Source organism: Tropicimonas isoalkanivorans (genome assembly GCF_900112335.1).
Classification (GTDB): Bacteria; Pseudomonadota; Alphaproteobacteria; order Rhodobacterales; family Rhodobacteraceae; genus Tropicimonas; species Tropicimonas isoalkanivorans.
In genome coordinates this window covers 23,191-47,146 of sequence record NZ_FOLG01000016.1, presented here as the reverse complement: position 1 = coordinate 47,146, position 23,956 = coordinate 23,191, and the positions used below count along the sequence as shown (strand labels likewise).

The window sequence follows — 23,956 nt, the reverse complement described above, 5'->3', positions numbered from 1 at the left end:
CATTACTCACACCCACCTAATTCACCGTTGCATTTCCACGCGCCGCATATGTCTACCCTTACGTTACGTGAGCATCTGGCATCTGCGATCACCTGTCGCTATGAGACAGTTCCGAAGGAGACAGGCATGGCGCAGATCACACCCCAGCCCGGCATCATGGAAATCGCGCTCTACGAGGGCGGGCAGTCCCATGTGGAGGGCGTCAACGACGTCCTCAAGCTTTCGTCCAACGAGAACCCCTATGGTCCCAGTCCGGACGCAAAGCAGGCCATTGCGGACGCCATCGGCCAAATCCACCGGTACCCCAACACGGACCACCTCCCCCTTAGAGAGGCCATCGCCGAGGTGCACGGGCTGGACCCGGACCGCATCATCTGTGGTGTCGGCTCCGACGAGATCATCCAGTTCCTCTGCCAGGCCTACGCCGGCCCAGGCGACGAAGTGCTGCACACCGAACACGGGTTCGCCATGTACCGCATTTCGGCGCTCGCCGCCGGCGCGACGCCCGTAGAGGCGCCTGAGCGGGAACGCGTGACGGACGTGGACGCGCTGCTCGCCGCCTGCACGGAGCGCACCCGGCTGGTCTTCATCGCCAACCCCAACAACCCCACCGGCACAATGATCGGCGGCAACGAACTGGCGCGGCTGGCCGACGGTCTGCCGGAGCAGGCGATCCTCGTACTCGACGGCGCCTATGCGGAATTCGTGGACGGATACGACGGCGGCGCGGCGCTGGTGGAGGCGCGGGAAAACGTGGTGATGACCCGCACCTTCTCCAAGCTCTACGGCCTCGGCGGTCTGCGCGTCGGCTGGGGGTACGCCCCGAAGCCGATCATCGACGTGATGAACCGCATCCGGATGCCGTTCAACCTGTCGGAGTTGCAAATGGCCGCTGCCATCGCCGCCATCCGGGACCGAAGCTGGGCCGTCCGGTGCAAGGCCGAGAACGCCCGCCTGCGCGTCTGGCTGGCAGAAGAACTGGCCGCGCTCGGGGTGCCGTCGGACACCAGCCTCGCCAACTTCATCCTGGCCCGTTTCGCCAGCGCGGCGGAGGCGGAGGCCGTGGACGCACACCTGAAATCCCGCGGCGTGATCGTCCGGCGCGTGGCGGGCTACGGCCTGCCGCACTGCTTGCGCATCACCGTGGGCGACGACGCAGGCTGCCGCCGAGTGGTCGAGGGCGTTCGCAGCTTCCGCGAGTGTCTGTCATGAGCGTGATCTACAACCGAGTCGCCTACATCGGCCTCGGCCTCATCGCCTCGTCGATGATTCACGCCTCCCGCCGTGCCGGGCTCCAACGGGAGGTCGCCGGCTTCGCCCGTTCGGCGGAAACTCGCGCAATCGCGCGGGACGACAATCTCTGCGATTTCGTCGCCGAAACGGCAGCGGAGGCAGTGAGGGACGCGGACCTCGTGGTGCTCTGCGTTCCGGTTGGTGCGATGAGCGAGGTCGCCGCGGAGATCGGCCCGCATCTGAAGCCGGGCTGCACGGTGTCCGACGTGGGATCGGTCAAGCGCGCGGTGATTGAAGGAGTCATGCCGCATCTGCCCGAGGGGGTGCATTTCATCCCCGCCCACCCGCTTGCCGGGACGGAGCATTCCGGGCCGCGGTCCGGTTTCGCGGAGCTTTTCGAGAACCGCTATACCCTGATCGTTCCAGATGGCGCACCGGACCCGGAAGCCTTTGCAAAATTGGAACAATTCTGGACCTACATGGGGGCGCACGTGGAGCTGATGGACCCGGAGCACCACGACCTGGTGCTCATGGTCACCTCCCACGCCCCGCACCTGATCGCCTACACGATGGTCGGTGTGGCTGACGATCTGCGCCGCGTCACCGACAGCGAGGTCATCAAGTACTCCGCCGCCGGTTTCCGGGACTTCACCCGCATCGCCGCCTCCGACCCGACCATGTGGCGGGACGTGTTCCTGAACAACCGCGAGGCGACGATGGAGATCCTCGGCCGCTTCATCGAGGAACTGATGCGCCTGCAGCGCGCCATCCGCAAAGGCGACGGCGACCTGCTCTTCGATTATTTTACTCGAACCCGCGCGATCCGCCGTAGTATCATCGAGGCCGGTCAGGACACGGCGGCCCCGGATTTCGGTCGGAGCCACGGAACGGCAGGCGAAGGGCAAACACAGGCGGACTCATGAGGCTATCGATCGGCGCGGTTCTGGTGGGACTCATCTCGGCAGGAGCGGTGTCCGCAACCGATGCGCCCGCCAGCAGTCCCCGCCCACAAGCGCGAGCCGAGATGCCCGCCGTCACTCCCGCAAGCGCGCCCATGAAGCCGTCTGAGGCGGTCCCCGTTCCGCCAGCCCGTTCCGACGCCCCGTCGGCGGTCGCCGACGACACCGATCTTGACACTGCGACCCGTCCCCGCCCGCGCAATGGCATCTTCTCCGACGTCCCGGTTTCGGCTGACGGTCTCGTTCAGGTTGGCCGGCAGACGACGCGCATCCATTTCGGGGCGGAGTTCCGCCCGACGCCGCGCCCCCCCCATCCGCTGGCTGGCTACACCGTATCCAAGGCGGCGATGGTCGTACCGCTGACGCCGGCCACACCGCACCCCAAGGTCCGCCCTGCCGGCTTCGGCAAGCTCTTCCGCCGCCGCGAGAGCTATTCCGCCGCCGGTTCCGTTTGCGGCGTCAATGCCATCAAGGGCGTCGCTGTCCCCACAATCGGCCGCCCCTCCAGCGGTTGCGGCATCGAAGCGCCCGTCCGCCTTACCGAGGTGTCTGGCGTGGGCTTGAGCACGCCCGTGACCATCGATTGCACCACCGCCAAGGCGCTGAACAAATGGGTCGACACGGCGCTCAAACCGACGGTCGGCAAGCGCGGTGGCGGCGCGAGCGAAATCACCATCGCCGCCTCCTACGCCTGCCGCTCCCGCAACAACATTCCCGGCGGCAAGTTGTCCGAACATGCCCGCGGGCACGCGGTGGACATTTCCGGGTTCGTCCTGAAAGACGGCACCGCCGTCACCGTTCTGAACGACTGGAACAGCAGCTGGTCCAAAGTGATGAAGTCGATCCACCGCGCTGCCTGCGGCCCGTTCGGCACCGTCCTCGGGCCGAAGGCGAACAAGTACCACCTGGACCATTTTCACTTCGACACCGCCCGCTACCGTAGCGGCACCTACTGCCGATAGGTCGCTCAGGATCGCGCCCGCCCGCCTTCTTGTGTCTGAAGATATCCTCGGGGGGAGCGTCCCGGGACGGGACGCGCGGGGGGCAGACAGCCCCCCGTCCACCCGTTCGTCTGCGCCCTGTCAGGGAATGCGAATCTTCGGCGCCGGCCCCAGCGGTACGGGGCCGGCCCGCATCCGCCCATCGTCGAAGCTCAGCGGAATGTCGAGTGTCTTCGGGCTGCCTGCCAGCCGTGACAGGAGGCGGAACGTCCGGTCAAGAGTGCCGGCCACTGCCTCCGGCAGCGCATCGCCCTGCCGCGCGGCCTCCAGGATCTCCTCCCAATTGGTCGCCTTGACCACAACCTCTCCCTCGGGCCGGCGATCGCGGCCGACCGTCAACTCGCCGGCCACCCGCAGTTGCAACCGGCCCCAGCGTGCCGAGAGGTCGTCGATCTCCACCTCCCGCGGTTGCGGTCGCGCCTCTTCCAGCGCGGTCCGGTCCCAAGGCCGGTCGAAACGCACCGCCAGGTCCGCTGCCAGCCGGTCCACCGTGGGCGGCACCAGCCCGGCCTCCGCCATACGCACCACCCAAGCCGCACTCGGCGTCAGTTCTGTGATCTCCACGCCGATTTCGCGCCGCGCCGGGTCTTGCGGGTCCGGGCGCATCGCCAATCGCACCTGACCGATCGCTGACCTCCAGTCGGCATCTGAGCGCAGTGTAAGTCCGTTGCCCACCAGAACCGCTTCTTCAACTTCCCGCGCCTGCCCCGGGAGGAAGGCGATGCTGGCCTGCAGGTTGTCGCTCGTGATTTCCACCTGCTCGTCCACCGTTCCAACCGTCATGGTATCGGGCCAGACTAGGATCACCTTGTCCCGGTCGTAGCTGAGCCGAAGGATTTGCAGGAACGGCGCACTCCAGACCCAGCCGGCATCCGTATTGGCCAGCACCAGATCGGAGATCGTCACGTCGACGCGGTTGGGATAGCCCGCGACCGAGATGTCACTCCATTCCGCCTGCCAGCCCGCCGTGCGCCGGTCTTCCAGCCACGCCACGATGTCGGCCTTGGCTTGCCATACGTTCCACCCCCAATATGCACTCCACGCCAGCGCCGCTGCCAGCACGAGCCAAACCAGCCAAATCGGTCTCATTGCGTCGCCGCCGCCCCTTTCGTTTCCCGCTGTTTCCGGTTTACACCCCGGAACGCGCAAGGGACCAGTCATGCTTCAGGAAATCGACCTTTCCCAACCCCTCTGGGTCTTCGGCTACGGAAGCCTCATATGGCACCCCGGCTTTCCGGTGGAGGAGCAGGCGGTGGCGCGGCTCGATGGCTATCACCGCGCTTTCTGCATGACCTCCATCCACTATCGCGGCACGCCTGACAGCCCAGGCCTAGTTCTTGCGCTGGACGCGTCTGATGGTGCCATCTGCGACGGGCTGGCATTTCGGGTCATGCCGGGCGCAGAGGCCGACACCCTCGACGCCCTCCGCGAACGGGAGCTGGTATCCTATGCCTATCGGGAGGAACTCGTTTCCCTGCGATTGCGTGACGGGCGCACGGTCGAGGCGCTGACCTATGTGATCGAGCGTGACCACGCCCAATATCGAGGCGGACTCACGCTCGAGGACCAGGCGCAGATCATCGCGCGGGCCTGCGGGGGGCGGGGGCCGAACTGCGACTACCTGTTCAACACCGCCGAGCACCTGACCAACCTCGGCCTTTCCGATCCGGATCTCGATTGGCTCGCCGCGCGCGTGCGTGCCCTTGCCGCATCGGATAGGGGCTGAACGTGCACCGGTCATTGGCATTCTGCGGCTGCACACTTATCGTGCGACGCAAGATGACACCACAGGCGGACCTCCAGACCCCATGAGCGACACCCCGGCTCGCACGCAGTTTTCCCAACCGGTTCGACAGATCGTCCAGATGCTGGTGGTCTGCGGCCTCGTCGCCGTCGGCGGCTGGATCATCTTTCCCTCGGTTCAACCGGTTTTCTGGTCCAACCCGTGGCTCAATGGGACGATCGCGCTGGTCTTCATCGTGGGTATCCTGGCCTGCTTCATCCAGGTGGCGCAACTCTCCTCCTCCGTCCGCTGGATCGAGGCCTTCGCGCGGGACCATCAATCCGCGGCAAAAACCCCGGCTCCCCGCCTTCTGGCGCCCCTCGCCGCGCTGCTGCGCTCGCGCGGAGTGAACCGGCAGATCTCTTCGACCTCCGCCACCTCGATCCTCGATTCCGTCGCCACACGGATCGAAGAGGGGCGGGACATGACCCGCTACCTCATCAACCTGCTCATCTTCCTCGGACTGCTCGGCACCTTCTACGGCCTCGCGACCACGGTGCCGGCCGTTGTCGAGACCATCCGCTCGCTCGCCCCGCAGGAGGGGGAGACTGGCGTGGAGGTATTTTCCAAGCTGATGAACGGGCTGGAGGCGCAGCTTGGCGGCATGGGCACCGCCTTCGGCTCCTCGCTTCTGGGCCTCGCCGGTTCGCTGGTGGTGGGGCTGCTGGAGCTCTTCGCCTCCCGTGGACAGAACCGCTTCTACCGCGAGTTGGAAGAATGGCTCAGCTCCATCACCCGGCTCGGGTTTGCCGGCGCAGAGGGCGAGGTATCGGGCGAGGCCGGAGCGCTGATCGCGGTGCTCGACCACATGGCCGAGCAAATGGAAGCGATGCGCACGCTCTTTACCGAGGCCGACGCAAGCCGCACCCTGGTGGACGACAAGCTGACCCAGGTTGCCGCCGCGGTGACCTCGCTGACCCGCACCATGCAACACGGGGACCGCAGCACCGACCTGCTCGAACGCATTGCGGAGGGGCAGGAGCGGATGGTCGAGACCCAGCGGCAGATGCTGCACCGCACGCCATCCGGACGCAGCCAGGAGGGCGACCTGGCCGACCCGGGCGTGGACGCGGAAAGCCGGATGCGCCTGCGCTCCATCGACGTCCAGCTCCTTCGCATCCTCGAGGAGATCGCCGCCGGCCGGCAGGAAACCGTGGCCGACGTGCGCACCGACATCTCCACCCTCGTGCGCGAGGTCCGCAAGCTCCGCAACGCGCTGCCCCGCCAGCCGGGACATGACAGCGGCTATGCCCGGGAGCCGTCGGAGTAACGCATGGCTCTCTCCCGCCGCAGATCCGACCGCTTCAACGCCTCCATCTGGCCGGGCTTCGTGGACGCGATGACGGCGCTGCTGCTGGTGCTGATGTTCGTCCTGTCGATCTTCATGATCGTGCAGTTCATGCTGCGGGAAACGATCACCGGGCAGGAGAGCGAGCTGGACACGCTCGGCGCGGAAGTGGCGCAACTCGCCGACGCGCTCGGCTTCGAACGCAACCGCAACGAGGATCTCACGCGTGAAGTCGGCTCGCTTGGCGAGTCCCTCGCCACGGCTCAGCAGAAGGCGGACGAGCAGACCGCGCTCATCGCCTCGCTCACCTCGCAGGTCGATCAGCAAAAGCAGGAACTCACGGAAGCGACCACGCGCATCACGGATTTCGAGGCGCAGGTGGCCGAGCTCCTGACCGAGCGGGATACGGCTCGTGCGGAAGGCGAGCAATTGGCCAGCGAGCTCGACCAGGTCACGGACGCACGCGACTCGCTCCAGACCGCGCTTGCCTCGGCCCGGAGCGAGATCGACGCCCAGACGGAGGAGGCCCGGCTCGCCGCGGCTAAGCGCGAGGCGCTGGAGGCCCTTGTCGCCGACCTCGAGGGGCAAAAGGGAACTCTGGAAGAGGAACTCGACAGCAAGGAAGCCGACCGCCTCGCCGAAGCCGCCGCCGCGAAAGCGTTGCGGGACAAACTGCGCGGCGCGGAAGACGAACTGACCGCCATGACACTGGCGCTGGAAGATCAGCGGCGTCGGGCGGAGGAAACCCTGACCCTGCTCGCCGCGGCGGAATCGGCCGAGAAAGAACTCGACGAGCGCCTCGCCGCCGCGCTTCTCGCCCGTTCGAACCTTCAGGAGCAACTCGCGTCGCAGAGCGAGGAGGGTGCGGCAACCGCGGCCGCGCTGGCCGAGGCGCAAGCCGAGACCCAAAGGATGCGCGATGCGCTCGCGGCGGCTGAGGCCGAGCGCGCCCGCCTGACGGCCGCGCTGGAAGAGGCGCGCGGTGGGGCGACCACAACGGCTCAGGCGCTCAACGAGGCTGAGGCGCGGATTGGCGAGCTGGTCACTGAAAATGCCAACCTGCGCTCCCGAAGCGAGGCGCTCAATGCGCGCCTTTCCACCGCCGAACAGGATACCGCGGCCCTGGCTGAGGCTGAAGCCGAATTGGCCGCCCGGACCCAGGCGCTGGCAGCCGCTGAGGAGGATGTGACGCGCCTGACCACCGAACGGGACACTGCGCGCTCATCGGGGCAGGATAGCGCGGCCGCCCTCGCGGAGGCCAAGCAAACGATCGAAACGCTGTCAGGCGATCTGGCCGACCTCAGGAGCGAAGTGGCGCGCCTCACGAACGAGAACGAGAGCCTTCGAAGCGCGACGGGCGATGCCCAGGACATTCGCAACCAGCTCGCCGCCGCGCTGGCCGCAAAGCTCGCCGCCGAGCAACAGACGCAGGAGACCCAGAGCCTGGCCGAACGCCGCGCGACCCTTCTGGCCGCAGCCCGAACGCAACTTTCGCAGGAAGAGGCACAATCGGAAGAGGCGCAGCGCAAGGTGACGCTGCTTAACCAGCAGGTCGCGGCGCTTCGTAACGACCTGGCCGAGATCAACAAGCTGCTTGATGCCGCCGAGGCCCGCGACGAAGCCTCGCAAGCGGAGGTGCAGGACTTCGGTGCCCGCCTCAACCGCGCCATGGCCCAGCTTGCCATCGAAAAGGACGCCCGCGCCCGCCTGGAGGAGACCGAACGCAAGCGGCTGGAGGAAGAGAAGCTGCGGTTGGAGGAGGAGAAGAAGGACCTCGCGAACTATCGCTCCGAGTTCTTCGGGCAGCTGCGGCGAATCCTTGGCGGTCGCGAGGGCGTCCGGATCGAAGGTGACCGTTTCGTCTTTTCGTCGGAAGTGCTGTTCCCGACGGGCTCGGCGGCCATCAGTGCCGAAGGGCGCGAGCAAATCGCGCGCGTGGCCAGTATCCTCGCCGAGGTGGCCGACGATATTCCGGACGGCATTGATTGGGTGATCCGCGTCGACGGGCATACCGACGATCAGCCGGTCCTCGGGGGTGCCTACCGCGACAACTGGGAACTGAGCCAGGCCCGCGCGTTGTCGGTCGTGCGCTACATGACCGAGGATCTGGGTTTCCCGCCCCAGCGTCTTGCCGCCAACGGCTTCGGAGAGTTCCAGCCCATCAATCCGGCCGACACGCCGGAAGCCCGTGCGCAAAACCGACGCATCGAGCTGAAGTTGACCGAGCGATAGCGCCGCCGCAAATTTTCGTCCGAAAATTCGTCTTCCACATCATCGGCCCGGCGCTATGGCAGATCGAAGCGGACAACGCGCCGGTCGAGAACCGTCTCGCCGCGACGAAGGACGACGACCGCCCGATAGCTCCCCGCTGGAAAGCCGCCCGGCGGGGCCTTCCTGCCCCACGCCCGGAAGAAGAACGGTTGCGCCTTCGGCAAGGTCATACTCTGGCGGCTAAGGACGGTTCCGGCGTTGTCCAGAACACGAATTCTCAGGTCGTCCCCGGCTTGCCCGGCAAAGGCATAGGCCCAGATCACCACGGCGTCCGGGTCAGCATCCGGCAGGCCATTGACCGGCAGACCATCCTTGATCTCTGCATAGTCTGGCACGCGGTCGATCACGCCTGCGGCCAGAAGACCGCCGGGCCGATAGGGCGGGACGGTCAACCACATGCCGTCGCCCGCAAGCCCACAGTTCTCCGACATGTCCGGGTTGAACGGGTCGATCACGCGATTGCCCTGCCGCACAGAGAAATGGACATGCGGAAATGTGGCTTGACCGCTCATGCCTACCATGCCCAGCACCTCGCCGCGCTCAACAGTCTGCCCCTGCTGCACCGCGACACTTCCCTCGCGCATGTGGCAGTACTGCGTCTCCCAATCGTCGCCATGCGAGATCGCGACCCCATTGCCGCATTCCCGCCCGGTCACGTCGGGAGCGGCGGGGTCCGTGGTGTCGATGTCCGGCATCCCGTCGCGCACGCCCCGCACCGTTCCGGGGGCCGCGGCGACCACGGGGGTGCCGGCGCGCATCTGTGACAGGCTGATCACCCCGAAGTCCGTGCCCTTGTGCTCATCGTTGGCCAGCCCGTTGCAGCCTACGTCGAGTTGGCCGGGGCCGGGGTCGCGGTCCACGTATTGCTGGATGTAGCAGTCCTCGCCCAGCGTGCAGACGAGCGGCAGGCCGAACCGCAGGTTCGTCTCCCCGGCCGCCAAAGCGGGCGCCGCAAGCAGGCTCGCCGCCAGCAGAAAGGGCGCCCGCAGGCGCCCCGTTCCGAAGTCTGGCATTGCGTTCAATCCGCCGTCAGAAGTGGTGGCTTGCGCGAGGAGATCCGCCGGTTTCCCGGCTCCTCCACGATCAGTTCCAGCTTGTCGTCCTTCACACCGACGCGAACCACGCCGCCCTTCATCAGCCGGCCGAACAGAAGTTCTTCCGCGAGCGGCTTCTTGATGTTCTCCTGGATCACGCGGCCTAGCGGGCGGGCACCCATGCGGTCGTCGTAGCCCTTCTCGGCCAGCCATTCGGCGGCGGGCCGCGTCAGCTCGATGGTCACGTTGCGGTCCATGAGCTGCGCCTCGAGTTGCAGCACGAACTTCTCGACGACCTGCAGGATCACCTCCTTGCCAAGCGGCGCGAAGCTCACCACGGCGTCCAGACGGTTGCGGAACTCCGGCGTGAAGGTGCGCTCGATGGCGGCCGTGTCCTCGCCCTCGCGACGATCCCGGCCGAAGCCGATGGCAGATTTGGCCTGCTCTGTGGCGCCGGCGTTGGAGGTCATGATCAGGATCACGTTGCGGAAGTCCACCGACCGGCCGTTATGGTCCGTCAGCGTGCCGTGGTCCATCACCTGCAGCAGGATGTTGAACACGTCCGGGTGCGCTTTTTCGATCTCGTCGAGCAGCAGAACGCAATGCGGATGCTGGTCCACGCCATCCGTAAGCAAGCCGCCCTGGTCGAACCCAACGTAGCCCGGAGGCGCACCGATGAGCCGGCTGACCGCGTGTTTCTCCATGTACTCCGACATGTCGAAGCGCAGCAGCTCCACGCCGAGCGTGTCGGCGAGTTGCTTGGCGACCTCTGTCTTACCGACGCCCGTGGGACCGGCGAAGAGATAGTTGCCGATGGGCTTCTCGGGCTCCCGAAGGCCCGCGCGCGCGAGCTTGATCGAGGCGGACAACGCTTCGATCGCCTTGTCCTGGCCAAAGACCACGCGCTTGAGAGTCGCTTCCAGATCCTTGAGCACCTCCGCATCGTCCTTGGAGACATTCTTGGGCGGGATGCGGGCGATCTTGGCCACGACGGCCTCGATTTCCTTCGCGCCGATGGTCTTGCGCCGCTTGCTCTCCGCAACGAGGTGCTGCGCCGCGCCGGCCTCGTCGATCACGTCGATAGCCTTATCCGGCAGCTTGCGGTCGTTGATGTAGCGGGCCGACAGCTCCACGGCCGTCCGGATCGCGTCCGCGGTGTACTTGATGTCGTGATGCTCCTCGAAATAGGGCTTGAGGCCCTTGAGGATCTTCACGCTGTCCTCGACCGAGGGCTCGTTCACGTCGATCTTCTGGAACCGGCGCGACAGCGCGCGGTCCTTCTCGAAGTGCTGACGGAACTCCTTGTAGGTCGTGCTTCCCATGCAACGCAGCTTGCCGCCCTGGAGCGCGGGCTTCAGCAGGTTGGATGCGTCCATCGCCCCGCCCGAGGTCGCCCCGGCGCCGATGACGGTGTGGATCTCGTCGATGAAGAGGACCGCATCGGGATGGTCTTCCAATTCCGAGACCACGGCCTTCAGCCGCTCCTCGAAATCGCCGCGGTAGCGGGTCCCGGCCAGCAGCGCGCCCATGTCGAGCGAGAAGATCGTGGCGCCCGCGAGAACCTCCGGCGTCTCTCCGGCGACGATCTTGCGGGCCAGACCCTCGGCGATGGCGGTCTTGCCCACGCCGGGGTCGCCCACCAACAGCGGGTTGTTCTTCCGCCGGCGGCAGAGCACCTGGATGCAGCGCTCCACTTCCAGTTCGCGGCCGATCAGCGGGTCGACATCGCCCTTTTCGGCCTTGGCGTTCAGGTTCACGCAATACTTGGCCAAAGCGGATTCCTTCTGCTCGGAATCTGTGCTGCCCGGCTCCTCCGCCCGCGCCTGCTCCTCGCCCATCTCGCTGGCGCCGGTCACGGGGCGGCTCTCGCCGAAACTCGGGTTCTTGGCGACGCCGTGGGCAATGAAATTCACTGCATCATAGCGCGTCATGTCCTGCTCCTGCAGGAAATAGGCTGCGTTCGATTCGCGCTCGGCGAAGATCGCAACGAGCACGTTCGCGCCAGTGACTTCGGTCCGCCCTGAGGACTGCACATGGATTGCAGCGCGCTGGATCACACGCTGAAATGCCGCTGTGGGCACAGCCTCGGACCCCTCGATCTCCGTCACGAGGGTGGAGAGGTCGTCCTCGATATATTCCACAAGCTTGCCGCGCAGCTCCTCAAGGTCCACCTCACAGGCCTGCATCACCTTTGCAGCGTCCGGTTCGTCGATGAGGGCCAGAAGCAGATGCTCCAGCGTGGCAAGTTCGTGACGGCGCGCGTTGGCGAAACCTAACGCCGCGTGGATGGCTTGCTCGAGTGTGTTCGAAAATGACGGCACGTCGCGTGCTCCTTATCCAGATCCAGTAGGGCGGCGCGGATCAGCTCCGCGGGGAGCCTCTGGCCTTGTCCTTAAAGTTTGGTGGGTGTGGCTGTGGCTTCAAGTTTTTTTTCGGCAACAATGCCGCTCTGTGCCGCGAATGCACAAAAAGTGATCGGCGATCCCGGCCCATTCCAACCCACCGAAGCAGCCCACCATGCCGAACCGGCGCCTTTCGCGCGACTCGGGGGAGGGGGGTACGGCTTGCGAAATTCGACCCGACATCGGCGGGCTGTCGCCCCCGGGGATGCTCGCAGGCGCTCCGTCAGAAAGCGTCCTTGCGGCGGCGGATTTCGCCGAAAACCTTCGCATCGGACGCGCCCGCCATCCCGAGGCGCGCCTTCATCTCGTCCGTTCGAGCGCGCAGGAAGGGGTTGGTGGCGATTTCCTGCTCCAGCAGGGACGGCACCGTGGGGCGCCCCTCAGCGCGGGCCTCTCGCACGTCCGTCATCCGTTCCTTGAGCGCCTGGTTGTCGGGGTCGACGGTCAATGCGAAACGGCCGTTCGCTTCGGTGTACTCGTGCCCGGAGTAGATCATCGTCTCGGGCGGCAGGGCGGCAAGCTTGCTGAGCGACGTCCACATGGTTTCGGGGTCGCCTTCGAAGATGCGGCCGCAGCCAAGAGCCATCAGGCTGTCGGCGGTAAAGGCCGCACCGGGAAAGACGAAGGCGATGTGGCCCATCGTGTGCCCGGACACGTCAAGCACCTGCCCCTCGACGTCGCCGACCTTTACGGTGTCGCCCTCGGCGACCTTCACATCCAGCGGCGGAAGGCGATGGGCGTCCGCCGCTGCGCCGATGACCCGCGCGCCAGTCTCGGACTTCAGTTCCTTTACGCCCTCCACGTGATCCGTGTGGTGGTGGGTGATCAGGATATCGCTCAGGCTCCACCCCCGGTCTGCCAGCGATTTGCGAATGGGGCCGACCTCCGGCACGTCGACCACCGCCGTCGCCCCGGTGACCGGGTCATGCAGCAGATAGGCGTAGTTGTCTGTCCGGCAGGGGATAGTGACGATTTCCAGCGGCATGACGTTTCCTTTTCTCCCCGACCCGGTATGGTGCGATCTCAAGATGGAGAGGGAGCAGGCCGGGTGCAATGCATCTAGATGTGCTGGACCTGAGAAATTTCTACTACCGGACGCGGCTTGGCCGGGTTGCCCAGCGAGCGATCCGCGATCAGGTGCTGGCGTTCTGGCCGGCCGAGTCGGTGCGGGGGCAGACCGTGGTCGGCTTCGGCTTCGCCGTGCCGCTGCTCCGCGCGTACCACGATTCCGCGCGCCGGATCATTGCGCTGATGCCGGGGCCGCAGGGTGTCATGCCCTGGCCCTCCGGAATGCCCAATGTATCGGTCCTGTGCGAGGAGACGCTCTGGCCGCTGGATACCGGCAGCGTCGACCGGCTGGTTCTGCTGCACGGATTGGAGACGTCCGAGCGCCCCGGGGATCTTCTGACGGAGTGTCATCGGGTTCTTGGCCCGGGCGGGCGGATGCTGCTGATCGTGCCGAACCGGTCCGGCCTGTGGGCGCGGCGTGACGCGACTCCGTTCGGCTACGGGCGCCCCTATTCCCAGGGACAGCTCGAGAGCCAACTTCACAAGCATGCGTTCAAGCCGGAGCGCCACGCCGCCGCGCTGTACGGCCCCCCCTCCGAGCGGCGGTTCTGGCTCAGGTCTTCCGGGTTGCTGGAACGCTACGGCCGTGCGCTGTCCTCGTCGCTGGCGGGGGGCGTGTTCCTCGCGGAAGCCTCCAAGCAGTTGCAGACGCCGGGCGGGACGCCGGTGAAGGATATGGTCCGCGATCCGCTGCGGGTACTCGACGCGGTCAATGCGCCGTCAGGGCCGAAGCCTGCATAGTCTTACGTCAATGTGATCGCCGCCCCCGTGGACACCGCACCGGTACGGTCCACAATCGGGCCATGCTGACCCGTCGCACTTTTACCGCCTCCATCGCCGGTTCGCTGGCCTTGCCGTACCTGTCCCGCGCCTCGGCCCAGGGTGCCGGGGACATCCGAGAGGCGATTGCGGGGCTGCCGCAACTTCATTCGATCCAGATTCAAAGAGGCGATGACCTGATCCTCGCCGAGGCGCCGCGCGGACCCGGCCTTGATCGCCCTGCGAACATCAAATCCTGCTCCAAGAGCATCGTGGCACTTCTCCTCGGTTCGGCAATCGCCCGCGGAGAAATCGAAGATGTGTCGGCGCGGCTGGGCGACGTGGCGCCGGGTATCATTCCGTCTGCCGCAACCGAAGGCGTTGCCGACATTACCCTCGAAGACCTCGTCACCCTCCGTGCCGGGCTGGAGCGCACGTCCGGCCCGAACTACGGAGCGTGGGTTAGTTCCTCCAACTGGGTCGCCGACGCGCTGTCGCGTCCCATGGTCGCCGAACCTGGCGGGCGGATGCTTTATTCCACCGGCTCCACGCATGTCCTGGGCGCGGCGCTGGCGGAGGCAACCGGTCAAAGCCTGTTGGCGCAGGCCCGTGCCCGGATCGGGACGCCCTTGGGGATCGAGATCCCCGCCTGGACCCGGGACCCACAGGGGTACTACCTCGGTGGCAACGAGATGGCTCTGCGACCGACGGCAATGTTGAGGATCGCGATGCTGTTGCGCGACGAGGGGCGCTGGCAGGGAGAGGAGGTGATCCCGGCAGACTGGATCCGGGCATCGACCACTCCGCGGGCCCGCTCTCCCTATTCCGGGCTGAGCTACGGCTACGGCTGGTTCCTGTCCCCGAGCGGGTATGCGCTTGGTCGCGGCTATGGCGGTCAGATCATCGCGGCGCATCCCGGCCGCGGTCTTGCTGTCGCGATCACGTCGGACCCGACGCAGCCCGCCCGGTCCGGCGGTTACTTCGGAACGCTGATTCGTCTGCTGAACGGGCCGATTCTCTCGGCTGGGTGACGATTCTGCCCGATTTTGCCGGCCTTGCCCGCAGATCCCGTCGCGTTTGGCTGCATCTATCAGAGAGGTTAGCGCCACCATCCCGCGCTTGGACCACCCGTCGGACAATCTGCCGCAACGTTACCTTTGGAGCCGAAATGCTGCGCTGCCGCATTTAGTGTATGCAATCGCACACCAAAATCCGCAATTTGCGCCGCCCGCGACACGTTCAAACCCGCGAATAGCTCCTGTCTTCGCGAAACGTGGTCGAAATCCGGGTTTCGCGCAATGTTCCTGCGCCGCCCAATAGAGTTGCGAGGCCAACACGGGTCTGTTACATCGCTTTTCGATCTCAGGGGGGAACTGCGGTTGCCGCCCGGAACACGACGCGTCCGGACAGCCGATGCCGGTACGCACGACTAAACGAAGGGGTGGACGTGTCAGAGACGGCTTCGATTTCCTCCAGCATTGCTTCGCGCTACGCGCAGGCCCTATTCGACCTGAGCCTGGACGAGGGCAGCCTGGACGCGCTCGAGAGCGACGTCGATGCCCTCGCGCAGGCGCTCGAGGTCTCCGACGACCTGCGCTCGATGATCAACGATCCGATCTACAGCCGGGACGAGCAGGCCGCGGCGATCACCGCGTTGGCCGACCGCATGGGGCTGAGCCAGACGATGCGCAATGGCCTCGGGCTCATGGCCTCAAATCGCCGGCTGTTCGTGCTGCCTTATATGTTGCGCGCCCTGCGGGAGATGATCGCCGATCAGAAGGGCGAGGTGACCGCCGAGGTTACTTCTGCCGTCGCGCTTTCCGATGACCAATCCGCCGAACTTTCGGATATGCTGAAGTCGCGCTTCGGTAAGGAAATCAAATTGAACACTTCCGTCGATGAGTCCCTCATCGGCGGGCTTATTGTAAAGGTGGGCTCGAAGATGGTCGACACGTCCGTCCGGGCGAAGCTCGCCGCACTCCAGAACGCTATGAAAGAGGTCGGCTAATGGCACTGCAAGCGGCGGAAATTTCCGCAATCCTCAAGGACCAGATCAAGAACTTCGGCCAGGAGGCCGAAGTCGCCGAAGTCGGTCGCGTGCTTTCCGTCGGTGACGGGATCGCCCGCGTTTTCGGCCTCGACAACATCCAGGCCGGCGAGATGGTGGAATTCCCCGGCGGCATCCGCGGGATGGCGCTGAACCTCGAAGTCGACAACGTCGGCGTCGTGATCTTCGGCTCCGACCGGGACATCAAGGAAGGCGACGTCGTCAAGCGGACCAACTCCATCGTGGACGTGCCCGTCGGTGACGGCCTGCTCGGCCGCGTTGTGGACGCTCTCGGCAACCCCATCGACGGCAAGGGCGCCGTGGACTTCGCTGAACGCCGCGTGGCCGACGTCAAGGCGCCGGGCATCATACCACGCAAGTCCGTGCACGAGCCGATGGCCACCGGTCTGAAAGCGATCGACGCCATGATCCCGATCGGCCGTGGTCAGCGGGAGCTCATCATCGGTGACCGCCAGACCGGCAAGACCGCCGTGGCGCTCGACACTATCCTCAACCAGAAGTCGTACAACGACGCTGCCGGCGACGACGAGAACAAGAAGCTCTACTGCTTCTACGTGGCTGTCGGCCAGAAGCGTTCCACGGTGGCTCAGCTCGTCAAGAAGCTCGAGGAAAGCGGCGCCATCGAGTACACCACCGTCATCGCCGCCACCGCGTCCGACCCGGCGCCGATGCAGTACCTTGCCCCCTACGCCGCAACGGCCATGGCGGAGTACTACCGCGATAACGGCCGCCATGCGTTGATCATCTATGACGACCTCTCCAAACAGGCCGTCTCCTATCGCCAGATGTCCCTGCTGCTGCGCCGTCCGCCGGGGCGCGAGGCCTACCCGGGCGACGTCTTCTACCTGCACTCCCGCCTGCTGGAGCGTTCAGCCAAGCTGAACGAAGACAATGGCGGTGGTTCGCTCACCGCGCTGCCGATCATCGAAACGCAAGGCGGCGACGTTTCGGCGTTCATCCCGACCAACGTGATCTCGATCACCGACGGCCAGATCTTCCTCGAGACCGAACTGTTCTATCAGGGCATTCGTCCCGCGGTGAACACCGGCCTCTCGGTGTCTCGTGTGGGCTCATCTGCCCAGACCAACGCCATGAAATCTGTTGCTGGCCCGGTGAAGCTGGAACTCGCGCAGTACCGGGAGATGGCCGCCTTCGCGCAGTTCGGGTCTGACCTCGACGCCGCCACGCAGCAGTTACTGAACCGTGGGGCGCGTCTCACCGAGTTGATGAAGCAGCCGCAGTACTCGCCGCTGACCAACGCGGAGATCGTTCTTGTGATCTTCGCCGGTGTGAACGGCTACCTCGACAAGATCCCGGTCAGCGACGTTGGCCGGTTCGAGGAAGGCCTGCTGCGTCACGTCCACTCCAAGCACGAGGATCTGCTCGACTGGATCACGAACGAGGACCCGAAGGTGAAGGGCGATTCCGCCGACCGCATCAAGGCTGTGGTGGAAGAGTACGCCAAGGGCTTCGCGTAAGCGAGGAATGTAGATGCCCAGCCTCAAGGACCTCAAGAACCGGATCGACAGCGTCAAGTCGACGCGCAAGATCACCAAGGCCATGCAGATGGTGGCCGCCGCGAAACTGCGGCGGGCACAGGAAGCGGCGGAGAATGCGCGACCCTATGCGGAGCGGATGCGCTCCGTCATGGGCGAGCTCGTTGCCGCCGTCGGCAACAGCGACACCGCCCCCCGGCTGCTCTCCGGCACCGGGTCGGACGAGGTGCACATGCTGGTGGTCATGACCTCCGAGCGCGGCCTCTGCGGTGGCTTCAACACGAGCATCGTGCGCGCTGCCCGGTTGCGGATCGACGAACTCCGCGCCGAAGGGAAGACGGTGAAGATCATCACCGTCGGCAAGAAGGGTCGCGAGCAGCTCAAGCGCGAGTATAGCGACCTGTTCGTGGATCACGTCGACATGAGCGACGTGAAGAAGGTCGGTTACAGTGATGCGTCGGCCATCGCTCAGGACCTGCTGGCCCGTTATGCGGCCGGGGAGTTCGACGTCTGCACGATCTTCTACAACCGGTTCGTTTCGGTGATCCGCCAGGAGCCTACGGTGACGCAGGTGATCCCGGCTGTGTTCGAGCCTGCGGAAGATGCGGAGGAGACCTCAAAGACGCCCTATGAGTACGAACCGAGCGAGGAGGGGGTCCTGGCGGATCTGCTGCCGCGCGGGGTCGCGACCCAGATCTTTGCGGCACTGCTCGAGAATGCTGCGTCCGAAGAGGGCGCCCGGATGAGTGCGATGGACAACGCCACGCGCAACGCCGGCGAGATGATCGAGAAGCTGACCATCGAGTTCAACCGCACGCGTCAGGCCGTCATCACCAACGAACTGATCGAAATTATTTCGGGCGCCGAGGCGCTCTGATAAACCGGAGACACGAATTACAATGGCTATCAAAGGCAAAGTGACCCAGGTTATCGGCGCTGTCGTCGACGTCCATTTCGACGGCGAACTGCCTGAAATCCTCAACGCGCTCGAGACCGAAAACAACGGCAAGCGGCTTGTCCTCGAAGTCGCCCAGCACCTGGGTGAGCACACCGTTCGCACAATCGCCATGGACGCGACCGAAGGCCTCGTGCGCGGGCGGGAAGTGACGGACACCGGCGGGCCGATCATGGTTCCGGTTGGCAACGCCACGCTGGGCCGCATCCTGAACGTCATCGGCGAGCCGGTGGACGAAGGTGCCCCGATCGAGGCTGAGGAGCACCGCGCTATCCACCAGCCGGCGCCTGAGTTCCGCGAGCAGTCCACCGAATCCGAGATGCTCGTGACTGGCATCAAGGTCGTGGACCTGCTGGCCCCCTACGCCAAGGGCGGCAAGATCGGCCTCTTCGGCGGCGCCGGTGTGGGCAAGACCGTTCTGATCATGGAGCTCATCAACAACATCGCGAAAGTGCACTCCGGCTTCTCGGTGTTCGCGGGCGTGGGTGAGCGGACCCGGGAAGGCAACGACCTGTACCACGAGATGATCGAATCGGGCGTTATCAACCCCGACGATCTTTCGAAATCCCAGGTGGCGCTGGTTTACGGCCAGATGAACGAGCCTCCGGGGGCCCGTGCCCGCGTGGGCCTGACGGGCCTGACGCTCGCCGAGCAATTCCGTGACCAGTCCGGGACGGACGTGCTGTTCTTCGTCGACAACATCTTCCGCTTCACGCAGGCGGGTTCCGAGGTGTCGGCGCTTCTTGGCCGCATTCCCTCGGCCGTGGGCTACCAGCCGACGCTCGCTACCGACATGGGCGCACTGCAAGAGCGCATCACCTCGACCAAGGCAGGCTCTATCACCTCCGTGCAAGCCATCTACGTGCCCGCGGACGACCTGACGGACCCGGCACCGGCCACATCCTTCGCCCACCTCGACGCGACCACCGTTCTTTCGCGCGCGATCTCGGAGCTCGGCATCTACCCGGCGGTGGACCCGCTCGACTCCACTTCGCGCCTGATGGACCCGGCCGTGCTCGGCGAAGAGCACTACAAGGTCGCGCGTGACGTGCAGGGAATTCTGCAACGTTACAAGTCGCTGCAGGACATCATCGCCATCCTCGGCATGGACGAGCTTAGCGAAGAAGACAAACTGGTTGTGGCACGTGCCCGGAAAATCCAGCGCTTCCTCTCGCAGCCGTTCGACGTGGCCCAGGTCTTCACCGGTTTCCCGGGCGTCCAGGTGCCGCTGGAGAAAACCATTGCTTCGTTCAAGGCCTTGGTTGCCGGCGAATACGACCACCTGCCCGAAGCCGCCTTCTACATGGTCGGCGATATCGAGGAAGCCGTGGCCAAGGCCGAGAAGATGGCCTCGGAGGCCGCATAAGGAGGGCCCATGGCCAACACGATGCAGTTCGACCTGGTCAGCCCCGAAAAGCGGCTCGCGTCGCTGGAGGCCACTGCGGTGCAGATCCCGGCCGCGGAGGGTGACATGACGGTGATGCCGGACCATGCGCCGGTCATCACCACGCTGCGGCCCGGGCTGGTCCGGGTGAGCGCGGCCGATGGCGCGCAGACGCAATACGCTGTCACCGGGGGCTTTGCCGAGATCAATCCCGAAGGGGCCTCCGTGCTTGCCGAGCACGCGTTTCTCGGCGCTGCCGAAAGCCGCGCGGCACTGGAAGGCTTCCTAGAGGACGCCCGGAAACGTGCCACGGAGGCAGAGGCCGAAGACCGCGACGTGGCGGAAAAGTTCGTCGCCGATCTGGTGCACTTGCTGGAAGCGATGGAATAGGCGCCGCCATTTCCCCTAACGGAAAGGCCCCGCACTGGCGGGGCCTTTTTTGGTTCGGGTTGCCGATCCGTCCCGTCTGATTCCGAAGCGGGGCGGGGTAGGGCGGCGAGGGTCAGTACGTCCCTTCATAAATCGCTTCAAGCGCCTCGTGGTTGAACAGAGACGAAACGCTGGTGCCATTCCAGATGTTGAGGATGGCCTGGGCGAACATGGGCGCGGTCGGTACGATGCGGATGTTGTCCGCCTTCTTCACCTCTTCGCTGGGTTCGATGGAATCGGTGATCACCAGCGACTTCATCGCCGAATTGGTGATCCGCCCGACTGCCGGCCCGCTGAGTACGCCGTGGGTGATGTAAGCGTGAACTTCCTTGGCGCCTTCGCCGAGCAATGTATCCGCCGCCTTCACCAGTGTCCCGGCCGTATCGCAGATGTCGTCCACGATGATGCAGGTCTGTCCGGCCACGTCGCCGATTACCGTCATTTCAGCCACTTCGCCGGCCTTTTCCCGCCGCTTGTCCACGATGGCTAGGGCGCAGCCGATCCGGCTCGCCAATTCGCGCGCCCGGGCCACGCCGCCGACGTCCGGGCTCACGACGGTCACCTTGTCGAGCTTCTTCTTGAATTTGTGGCGGATATCGAGCGCGAAGACCGGCGAGGCGTAGAGGTTGTCCACAGGGATATCGAAGAAGCCCTGAATCTGTGCCGCGTGCAGGTCCATCGTCAGGACGCGGTCGATGCCACTGGCCGCGATCATGTTGGCGACGAGTTTGGCCGAGATCGGCGTGCGGGCCTTCGCGCGGCGATCCTGACGCGCGTACCCGAAATAGGGCAAGACCCCGGTGACCCGGGACGCCGACGAGCGCCGCAGCGCATCGGCCATGATCAACAGCTCCATCAGGTTGTCGTTCGCCGGGTTCGAGGTGGACTGGACGATGAACATGTCCTCGCCGCGGACGTTTTCGTAGACTTCGACGAAGATCTCCTGATCGGCGAACCGCTCGACCCGCGCGTCTACGAGGCCGACGCTCATCCCGCGGCTCATCGAGACCCGCCGCGAAATGGCGCGGGCGAGCGACAGGTTGGCATTACCGGAAATCAGCTTGGGCTGGGATTGGTGGTGCATCAATGGGGGCTCCGGGGCAGGACGGATTCGTGACACGCGTGTGACGCCCTCGCGTTATCCCATGAATGCCGGGATGGAAACCTCGGCTGCTGTCGCGGATCGGCGCACCGGCACATCCCTGCACGTTTAGGACTTGTACGCCACAGCCCGCCAGCTACCCTCTCGGCGTACTTCAGGAGGCGGCAATGGCCCGGATCGACTACTTCTTCTCCACAATTTCCCCGTTTACCTACCTCGCCGGAAACCGGCTGGAGGAAATCGCCGAGGCCCACGGCGCAACCGTTGCCTACAAGCCGCTGGATGTGACGGCGCTCTACGCCAGGACCGGCGGTACACCGTTGCCGGAGCGCCACCCGTCGCGTCAGGAGTATCGCCTGCAGGATCTTCGCCGCCGGGCAGCGTTAGTGGGAATGCCGATCAATCTTCGTCCGGCCCACTTCCCCACCAATCCAGCGCCCTCCTCCTATGCGATCATCGCCGCGCAACGTTCCGGTGGGGATGTCGGCCCATTGGTGCAGGCCTTCCTCCGGGCTGTCTGGGCCGAGGAAAAGGACATCGCCGACGACGCCGTTGTCCGGGAGTGTCTTGGAAATTCCGGCTACGATCCCACGCTGGCCGATTCCGGGTTGCTCACCGGGGCGGAGACCTATTCCGCGAACCTCGAGGAGGCGGTGATGCGCGGCGTCTTCGGTGCGCCGTTCTACATCACTGAGGACGACGAACGTTTCTGGGGACACGACCGCCTTGACGACCTCGAGGCGCACCTCGATGGAAAAGTGTAGGCGATTGCCGAATTCCGGGCGGGACACCTGAGGCTTGATCTGGGTTTCGGCAGTGACCGCAAGGTCACTCCGTTACCAGTTGGGGCTTACGGGCCACGATAAAGACCGCCTTCGTCGGATCCTCGTCCGGTAGCCAGTCGCGTTCGATCTCGAATCCGGCCGCCTCCATTCGCGCGCGAAGGCCCGCCCGGCTCAGCCGGGTCATTCGGGGCAGAAGCCCAAGTGCCCCGCCGGCGGGCAGCAGGACCCTGGCGATCAATCGTGCGCCGAATCCGGTTGCGTCCAGACCGTCCAGGCACGTCGTGCTGCTGAAGAACAGGCCGCCGGGGCGCAGCATGTCGAAGACCCGGGATATCGTGGCGTCAGGATCGTCCATCAGGTGCAGCACGCTCATCCCCAGCACCGCATCCAGGCTGCCCTCCGGCACCTGAATGGCATCGAAATCGGCTCGCTCGAACCGCACATTGGTAACGCCGGCGAGCGCCGCCTTTTCCCTGCAGATCGCGATCATTCCCTCTGCGGAATCGATGGCCCGCAGATGGCTTACGTGGGCGGCATGCTCCAAGGCAGTCGACCCGGTTCCACAGCCGAACTCAAGGACCTGCCAGTCCGGTCGAAGGTAGGACTGCGTGATCTCCAGCTTCTGCCGATAGGCGGCTTCGTCGCGTACCGGCATCCGGGCATAGCGCCGGGCGATCCAGTTCCAAAAGTTGCCCGTCCGAGCCATATCGCCTCTCGTCGATGCCACGTCACTTGAGCCGGATTGGGGCCGGCAACCATTCCTGGGGACCCTACCAGACGGTTTCGCCGAGCCTAGAGGCAAAGGTCGACCCTGTCCGATATGGGGTGACAAACGCGTGATCAAACCCTCAGCGATTTGCCCGGTCAAGAAGGTCGAGAAAGCGATCGGTGTCCGTCTCGCGCGACGACCAATCTGTCACGAAGCGCGCTGCAAGGGGCTCGTCTTCCGCTCCGCCGTCCAGTTCGTCGCCCCAGAGGTGATACTGCGCTCCGGCCGCGAAGAGTTGACGGTGTCTGGATCGCGGCAGTCGCGCAAACACCATATTGGCCTGGGGCCTGTACATAAGGTTAGCACCCGGTGCGTCGCGAAGCCCGTCGGCCAGTTTCTGGCAGGCAGCATTTGCGGCTGCCGCGAGTTCCAGCCACAGGCCGCCTTCCAGATAGGCCAGCATTTGCGCGGCGAGGTAGCGATGTTTGGAGAACAGGTGCCCGCCGCGCTTCCGTCGCAACTCGAATTCGCGGCTTTTGGACGGATCGAACAGGATCGCCGCTTCGACACCCATCAGGCCGTTCTTCGTGCCGCCGAAGCTGAGCATATCGACACCCGCCTTCCAGGTCGCCTCGGCGGGGCTACATCCGATAGCGGGAATAGCATTGGCGAGCCGAGCGCCGTCCATGTGCACAGGCAGTCCGTAGCGTCGCGCGACGCCTGCCAGACTGCGCGTCGAGTCCAAACTGTATACCGTTCCGGTCTCGGTCGCCTGAGTGAGCGAGACGGGCCCGCGTTGTGGCCCATGCAAACCGCGTGTCTCCTCCGCCGTGATCGCCGTTTCCAGGGCTACCGGCGTGATCTGACCTTCGGAAGTATCAACTAGAGTCAGCTTGGCCCCGCCAGAGTAGAATTCGGGAGCGTTGCATTCGTCGACGTGGATGTGAGCTTCCTGGCTGCAGAAGACGGTCGACCACGGGGCCGCATATGTCGCCAGCAGCAGAGCGTTGGCCGCGGTGCCTGTAGGAACAAGGTGTACGGCGGCGTCAGGCGCCTCGAAAACTTCCCGGATGCGGTCTTGGGCCGCCTCGGTCAGTGGGTCAGAGCCGTAGGCGGCGGCATGGCCGTCGTTCGCCCCGGTGAGTGCCTCGAGGACCTTGGGATGGACCGGACCGGTGTTGTCTGATGCGTAGAACATGCGCCGGGTCTAGACTGCCTCGGAGGCCGTGC

The 23,956-nt window shown here is 65.2% G+C and carries 21 protein-coding genes; 14 read left to right on the top strand and 7 right to left on the bottom strand.

Going from position 1 to position 23,956, the window contains the following annotated elements:
- The first annotated feature begins 126 nt into the window (after nt 1-126).
- From hisC to BM075_RS24875, 3 genes are read left to right on the top strand one after another with little or no spacing between them, the layout of a single operon-like run.
- On the top strand, nt 127-1,212 hold the full coding sequence (gene hisC / locus BM075_RS20255; RefSeq protein WP_093362526.1) for a histidinol-phosphate transaminase: 1,086 nt from the start codon (nt 127-129) through the stop codon (nt 1,210-1,212).
- Nucleotides 1,209-2,156, top strand: a complete 948-nt coding sequence (locus BM075_RS20250; RefSeq protein WP_093362525.1) for a prephenate/arogenate dehydrogenase family protein — start codon at nt 1,209-1,211, stop codon at nt 2,154-2,156. The genes hisC and BM075_RS20250 overlap by 4 nt, the downstream gene beginning before the upstream one ends.
- A complete protein-coding gene (locus tag BM075_RS24875) occupies nt 2,153-3,154 on the top strand; it encodes an extensin-like domain-containing protein (RefSeq protein WP_245758927.1) in 1,002 nt (333 codons plus the stop codon). Before BM075_RS20250 ends, BM075_RS24875 begins: the two co-directional genes overlap by 4 nt.
- Nucleotides 3,155-3,274: 120 nt before the next feature.
- On the opposite strand, the gene BM075_RS20240 is transcribed toward BM075_RS24875, so the two are convergent.
- Nucleotides 3,275-4,282, bottom strand: coding sequence for a DUF2125 domain-containing protein (locus tag BM075_RS20240; protein WP_177208426.1), 1,008 nt, complete (start codon nt 4,280-4,282; stop codon nt 3,275-3,277).
- Between the two features lie 70 nt (nt 4,283-4,352).
- Here BM075_RS20240 and BM075_RS20235 point away from each other — a divergent pair, with 70 nt between their 5' ends.
- The 3 genes from BM075_RS20235 to BM075_RS20225 all read left to right on the top strand — a co-directional run bounded on the left by BM075_RS20235 (nt 4,353) and on the right by BM075_RS20225 (nt 8,496).
- Entirely contained in the window at nt 4,353-4,919 is a 567-nt protein-coding gene (locus tag BM075_RS20235; protein ID WP_093362523.1) for a gamma-glutamylcyclotransferase, read from the top strand.
- 82 nt (nt 4,920-5,001) lie between these two features.
- Nucleotides 5,002-6,246 carry a biopolymer transporter ExbB gene (locus BM075_RS20230; RefSeq protein ID WP_093362522.1) on the top strand — a complete coding sequence of 415 codons (1,245 nt, stop codon included), beginning with the start codon at nt 5,002-5,004 and terminating at the stop codon, nt 6,244-6,246.
- 3 nt (nt 6,247-6,249) lie between these two features.
- Nucleotides 6,250-8,496, top strand: a complete 2,247-nt coding sequence (locus tag BM075_RS20225) for a peptidoglycan -binding protein (protein ID WP_093362521.1) — start codon at nt 6,250-6,252, stop codon at nt 8,494-8,496.
- A 53-nt stretch (nt 8,497-8,549) separates the two neighbouring features.
- On the opposite strand, the gene BM075_RS20220 is transcribed toward BM075_RS20225, so the two are convergent.
- From BM075_RS20220 to gloB, 3 genes are all read right to left on the bottom strand, one after another.
- Nucleotides 8,550-9,548: a M23 family metallopeptidase gene (locus BM075_RS20220; protein ID WP_093362520.1), complete on the bottom strand. Its 999-nt coding sequence runs from the start codon at nt 9,546-9,548 to the stop codon at nt 8,550-8,552.
- 5 nt (nt 9,549-9,553) lie between these two features.
- A complete protein-coding gene (gene clpA / locus BM075_RS20215; protein ID WP_093362519.1) occupies nt 9,554-11,890 on the bottom strand; it encodes an ATP-dependent Clp protease ATP-binding subunit ClpA in 2,337 nt (778 codons plus the stop codon).
- 304 nt (nt 11,891-12,194) lie between these two features.
- Nucleotides 12,195-12,956 (bottom strand): hydroxyacylglutathione hydrolase, encoded by a 762-nt coding sequence (gloB, locus tag BM075_RS20210; RefSeq protein ID WP_093362518.1) that lies wholly within the window; start codon nt 12,954-12,956, stop codon nt 12,195-12,197.
- A 68-nt stretch (nt 12,957-13,024) separates the two neighbouring features.
- Here gloB and BM075_RS20205 point away from each other — a divergent pair, with 68 nt between their 5' ends.
- The 7 genes from BM075_RS20205 (at nt 13,025) to BM075_RS20175 (ending at nt 20,091) form a co-directional block, all read left to right on the top strand.
- Nucleotides 13,025-13,780, top strand: a complete 756-nt coding sequence (locus BM075_RS20205; protein ID WP_093362517.1) for a methyltransferase domain-containing protein — start codon at nt 13,025-13,027, stop codon at nt 13,778-13,780.
- 62 nt (nt 13,781-13,842) lie between these two features.
- A complete protein-coding gene (locus tag BM075_RS20200; protein WP_093362516.1) occupies nt 13,843-14,829 on the top strand; it encodes a serine hydrolase domain-containing protein in 987 nt (328 codons plus the stop codon).
- Nucleotides 14,830-15,239: 410 nt separating this feature from the next.
- Nucleotides 15,240-15,806, top strand: coding sequence for a F0F1 ATP synthase subunit delta (locus BM075_RS20195; RefSeq protein WP_093362515.1), 567 nt, complete (start codon nt 15,240-15,242; stop codon nt 15,804-15,806).
- The gene (gene atpA / locus BM075_RS20190; RefSeq protein ID WP_093362514.1) at nt 15,806-17,344 is read left to right on the top strand and encodes a F0F1 ATP synthase subunit alpha; all 1,539 of its coding nucleotides are present in this window, start codon (nt 15,806-15,808) and stop codon (nt 17,342-17,344) included. The genes BM075_RS20195 and atpA overlap by 1 nt, the downstream gene beginning before the upstream one ends.
- A 13-nt stretch (nt 17,345-17,357) precedes the next feature.
- Nucleotides 17,358-18,239, top strand: a complete 882-nt coding sequence (locus BM075_RS20185; RefSeq protein ID WP_093362513.1) for a F0F1 ATP synthase subunit gamma — start codon at nt 17,358-17,360, stop codon at nt 18,237-18,239.
- Between the two features lie 22 nt (nt 18,240-18,261).
- Nucleotides 18,262-19,683, top strand: coding sequence for a F0F1 ATP synthase subunit beta (gene atpD / locus BM075_RS20180; protein WP_093362512.1), 1,422 nt, complete (start codon nt 18,262-18,264; stop codon nt 19,681-19,683).
- A gap of 9 nt (nt 19,684-19,692) precedes the next feature.
- Nucleotides 19,693-20,091, top strand: coding sequence for a F0F1 ATP synthase subunit epsilon (locus BM075_RS20175; protein WP_093362511.1), 399 nt, complete (start codon nt 19,693-19,695; stop codon nt 20,089-20,091).
- A 112-nt stretch (nt 20,092-20,203) separates the two neighbouring features.
- Here the strand turns inward: BM075_RS20175 and BM075_RS20170 are convergent, their stop codons facing one another.
- A complete protein-coding gene (locus BM075_RS20170; protein WP_093362510.1) occupies nt 20,204-21,214 on the bottom strand; it encodes a ribose-phosphate pyrophosphokinase in 1,011 nt (336 codons plus the stop codon).
- Nucleotides 21,215-21,399: 185 nt separating this feature from the next.
- On the opposite strand from BM075_RS20170, the gene BM075_RS20165 reads away from it, so the two are divergent.
- Complete coding sequence (locus BM075_RS20165) at nt 21,400-21,996, top strand: 2-hydroxychromene-2-carboxylate isomerase (RefSeq protein WP_093362509.1); 597 nt, start codon at nt 21,400-21,402, stop codon at nt 21,994-21,996.
- 64 nt (nt 21,997-22,060) lie between these two features.
- On the opposite strand, the gene BM075_RS20160 is transcribed toward BM075_RS20165, so the two are convergent.
- Nucleotides 22,061-22,723 (bottom strand): class I SAM-dependent methyltransferase, encoded by a 663-nt coding sequence (locus tag BM075_RS20160; RefSeq protein ID WP_093362508.1) that lies wholly within the window; start codon nt 22,721-22,723, stop codon nt 22,061-22,063.
- A 142-nt stretch (nt 22,724-22,865) separates the two neighbouring features.
- Complete coding sequence (locus BM075_RS20155; RefSeq protein ID WP_093362507.1) at nt 22,866-23,924, bottom strand: threonine aldolase family protein; 1,059 nt, start codon at nt 23,922-23,924, stop codon at nt 22,866-22,868.
- Nucleotides 23,925-23,956: the final 32 nt, after the last annotated feature.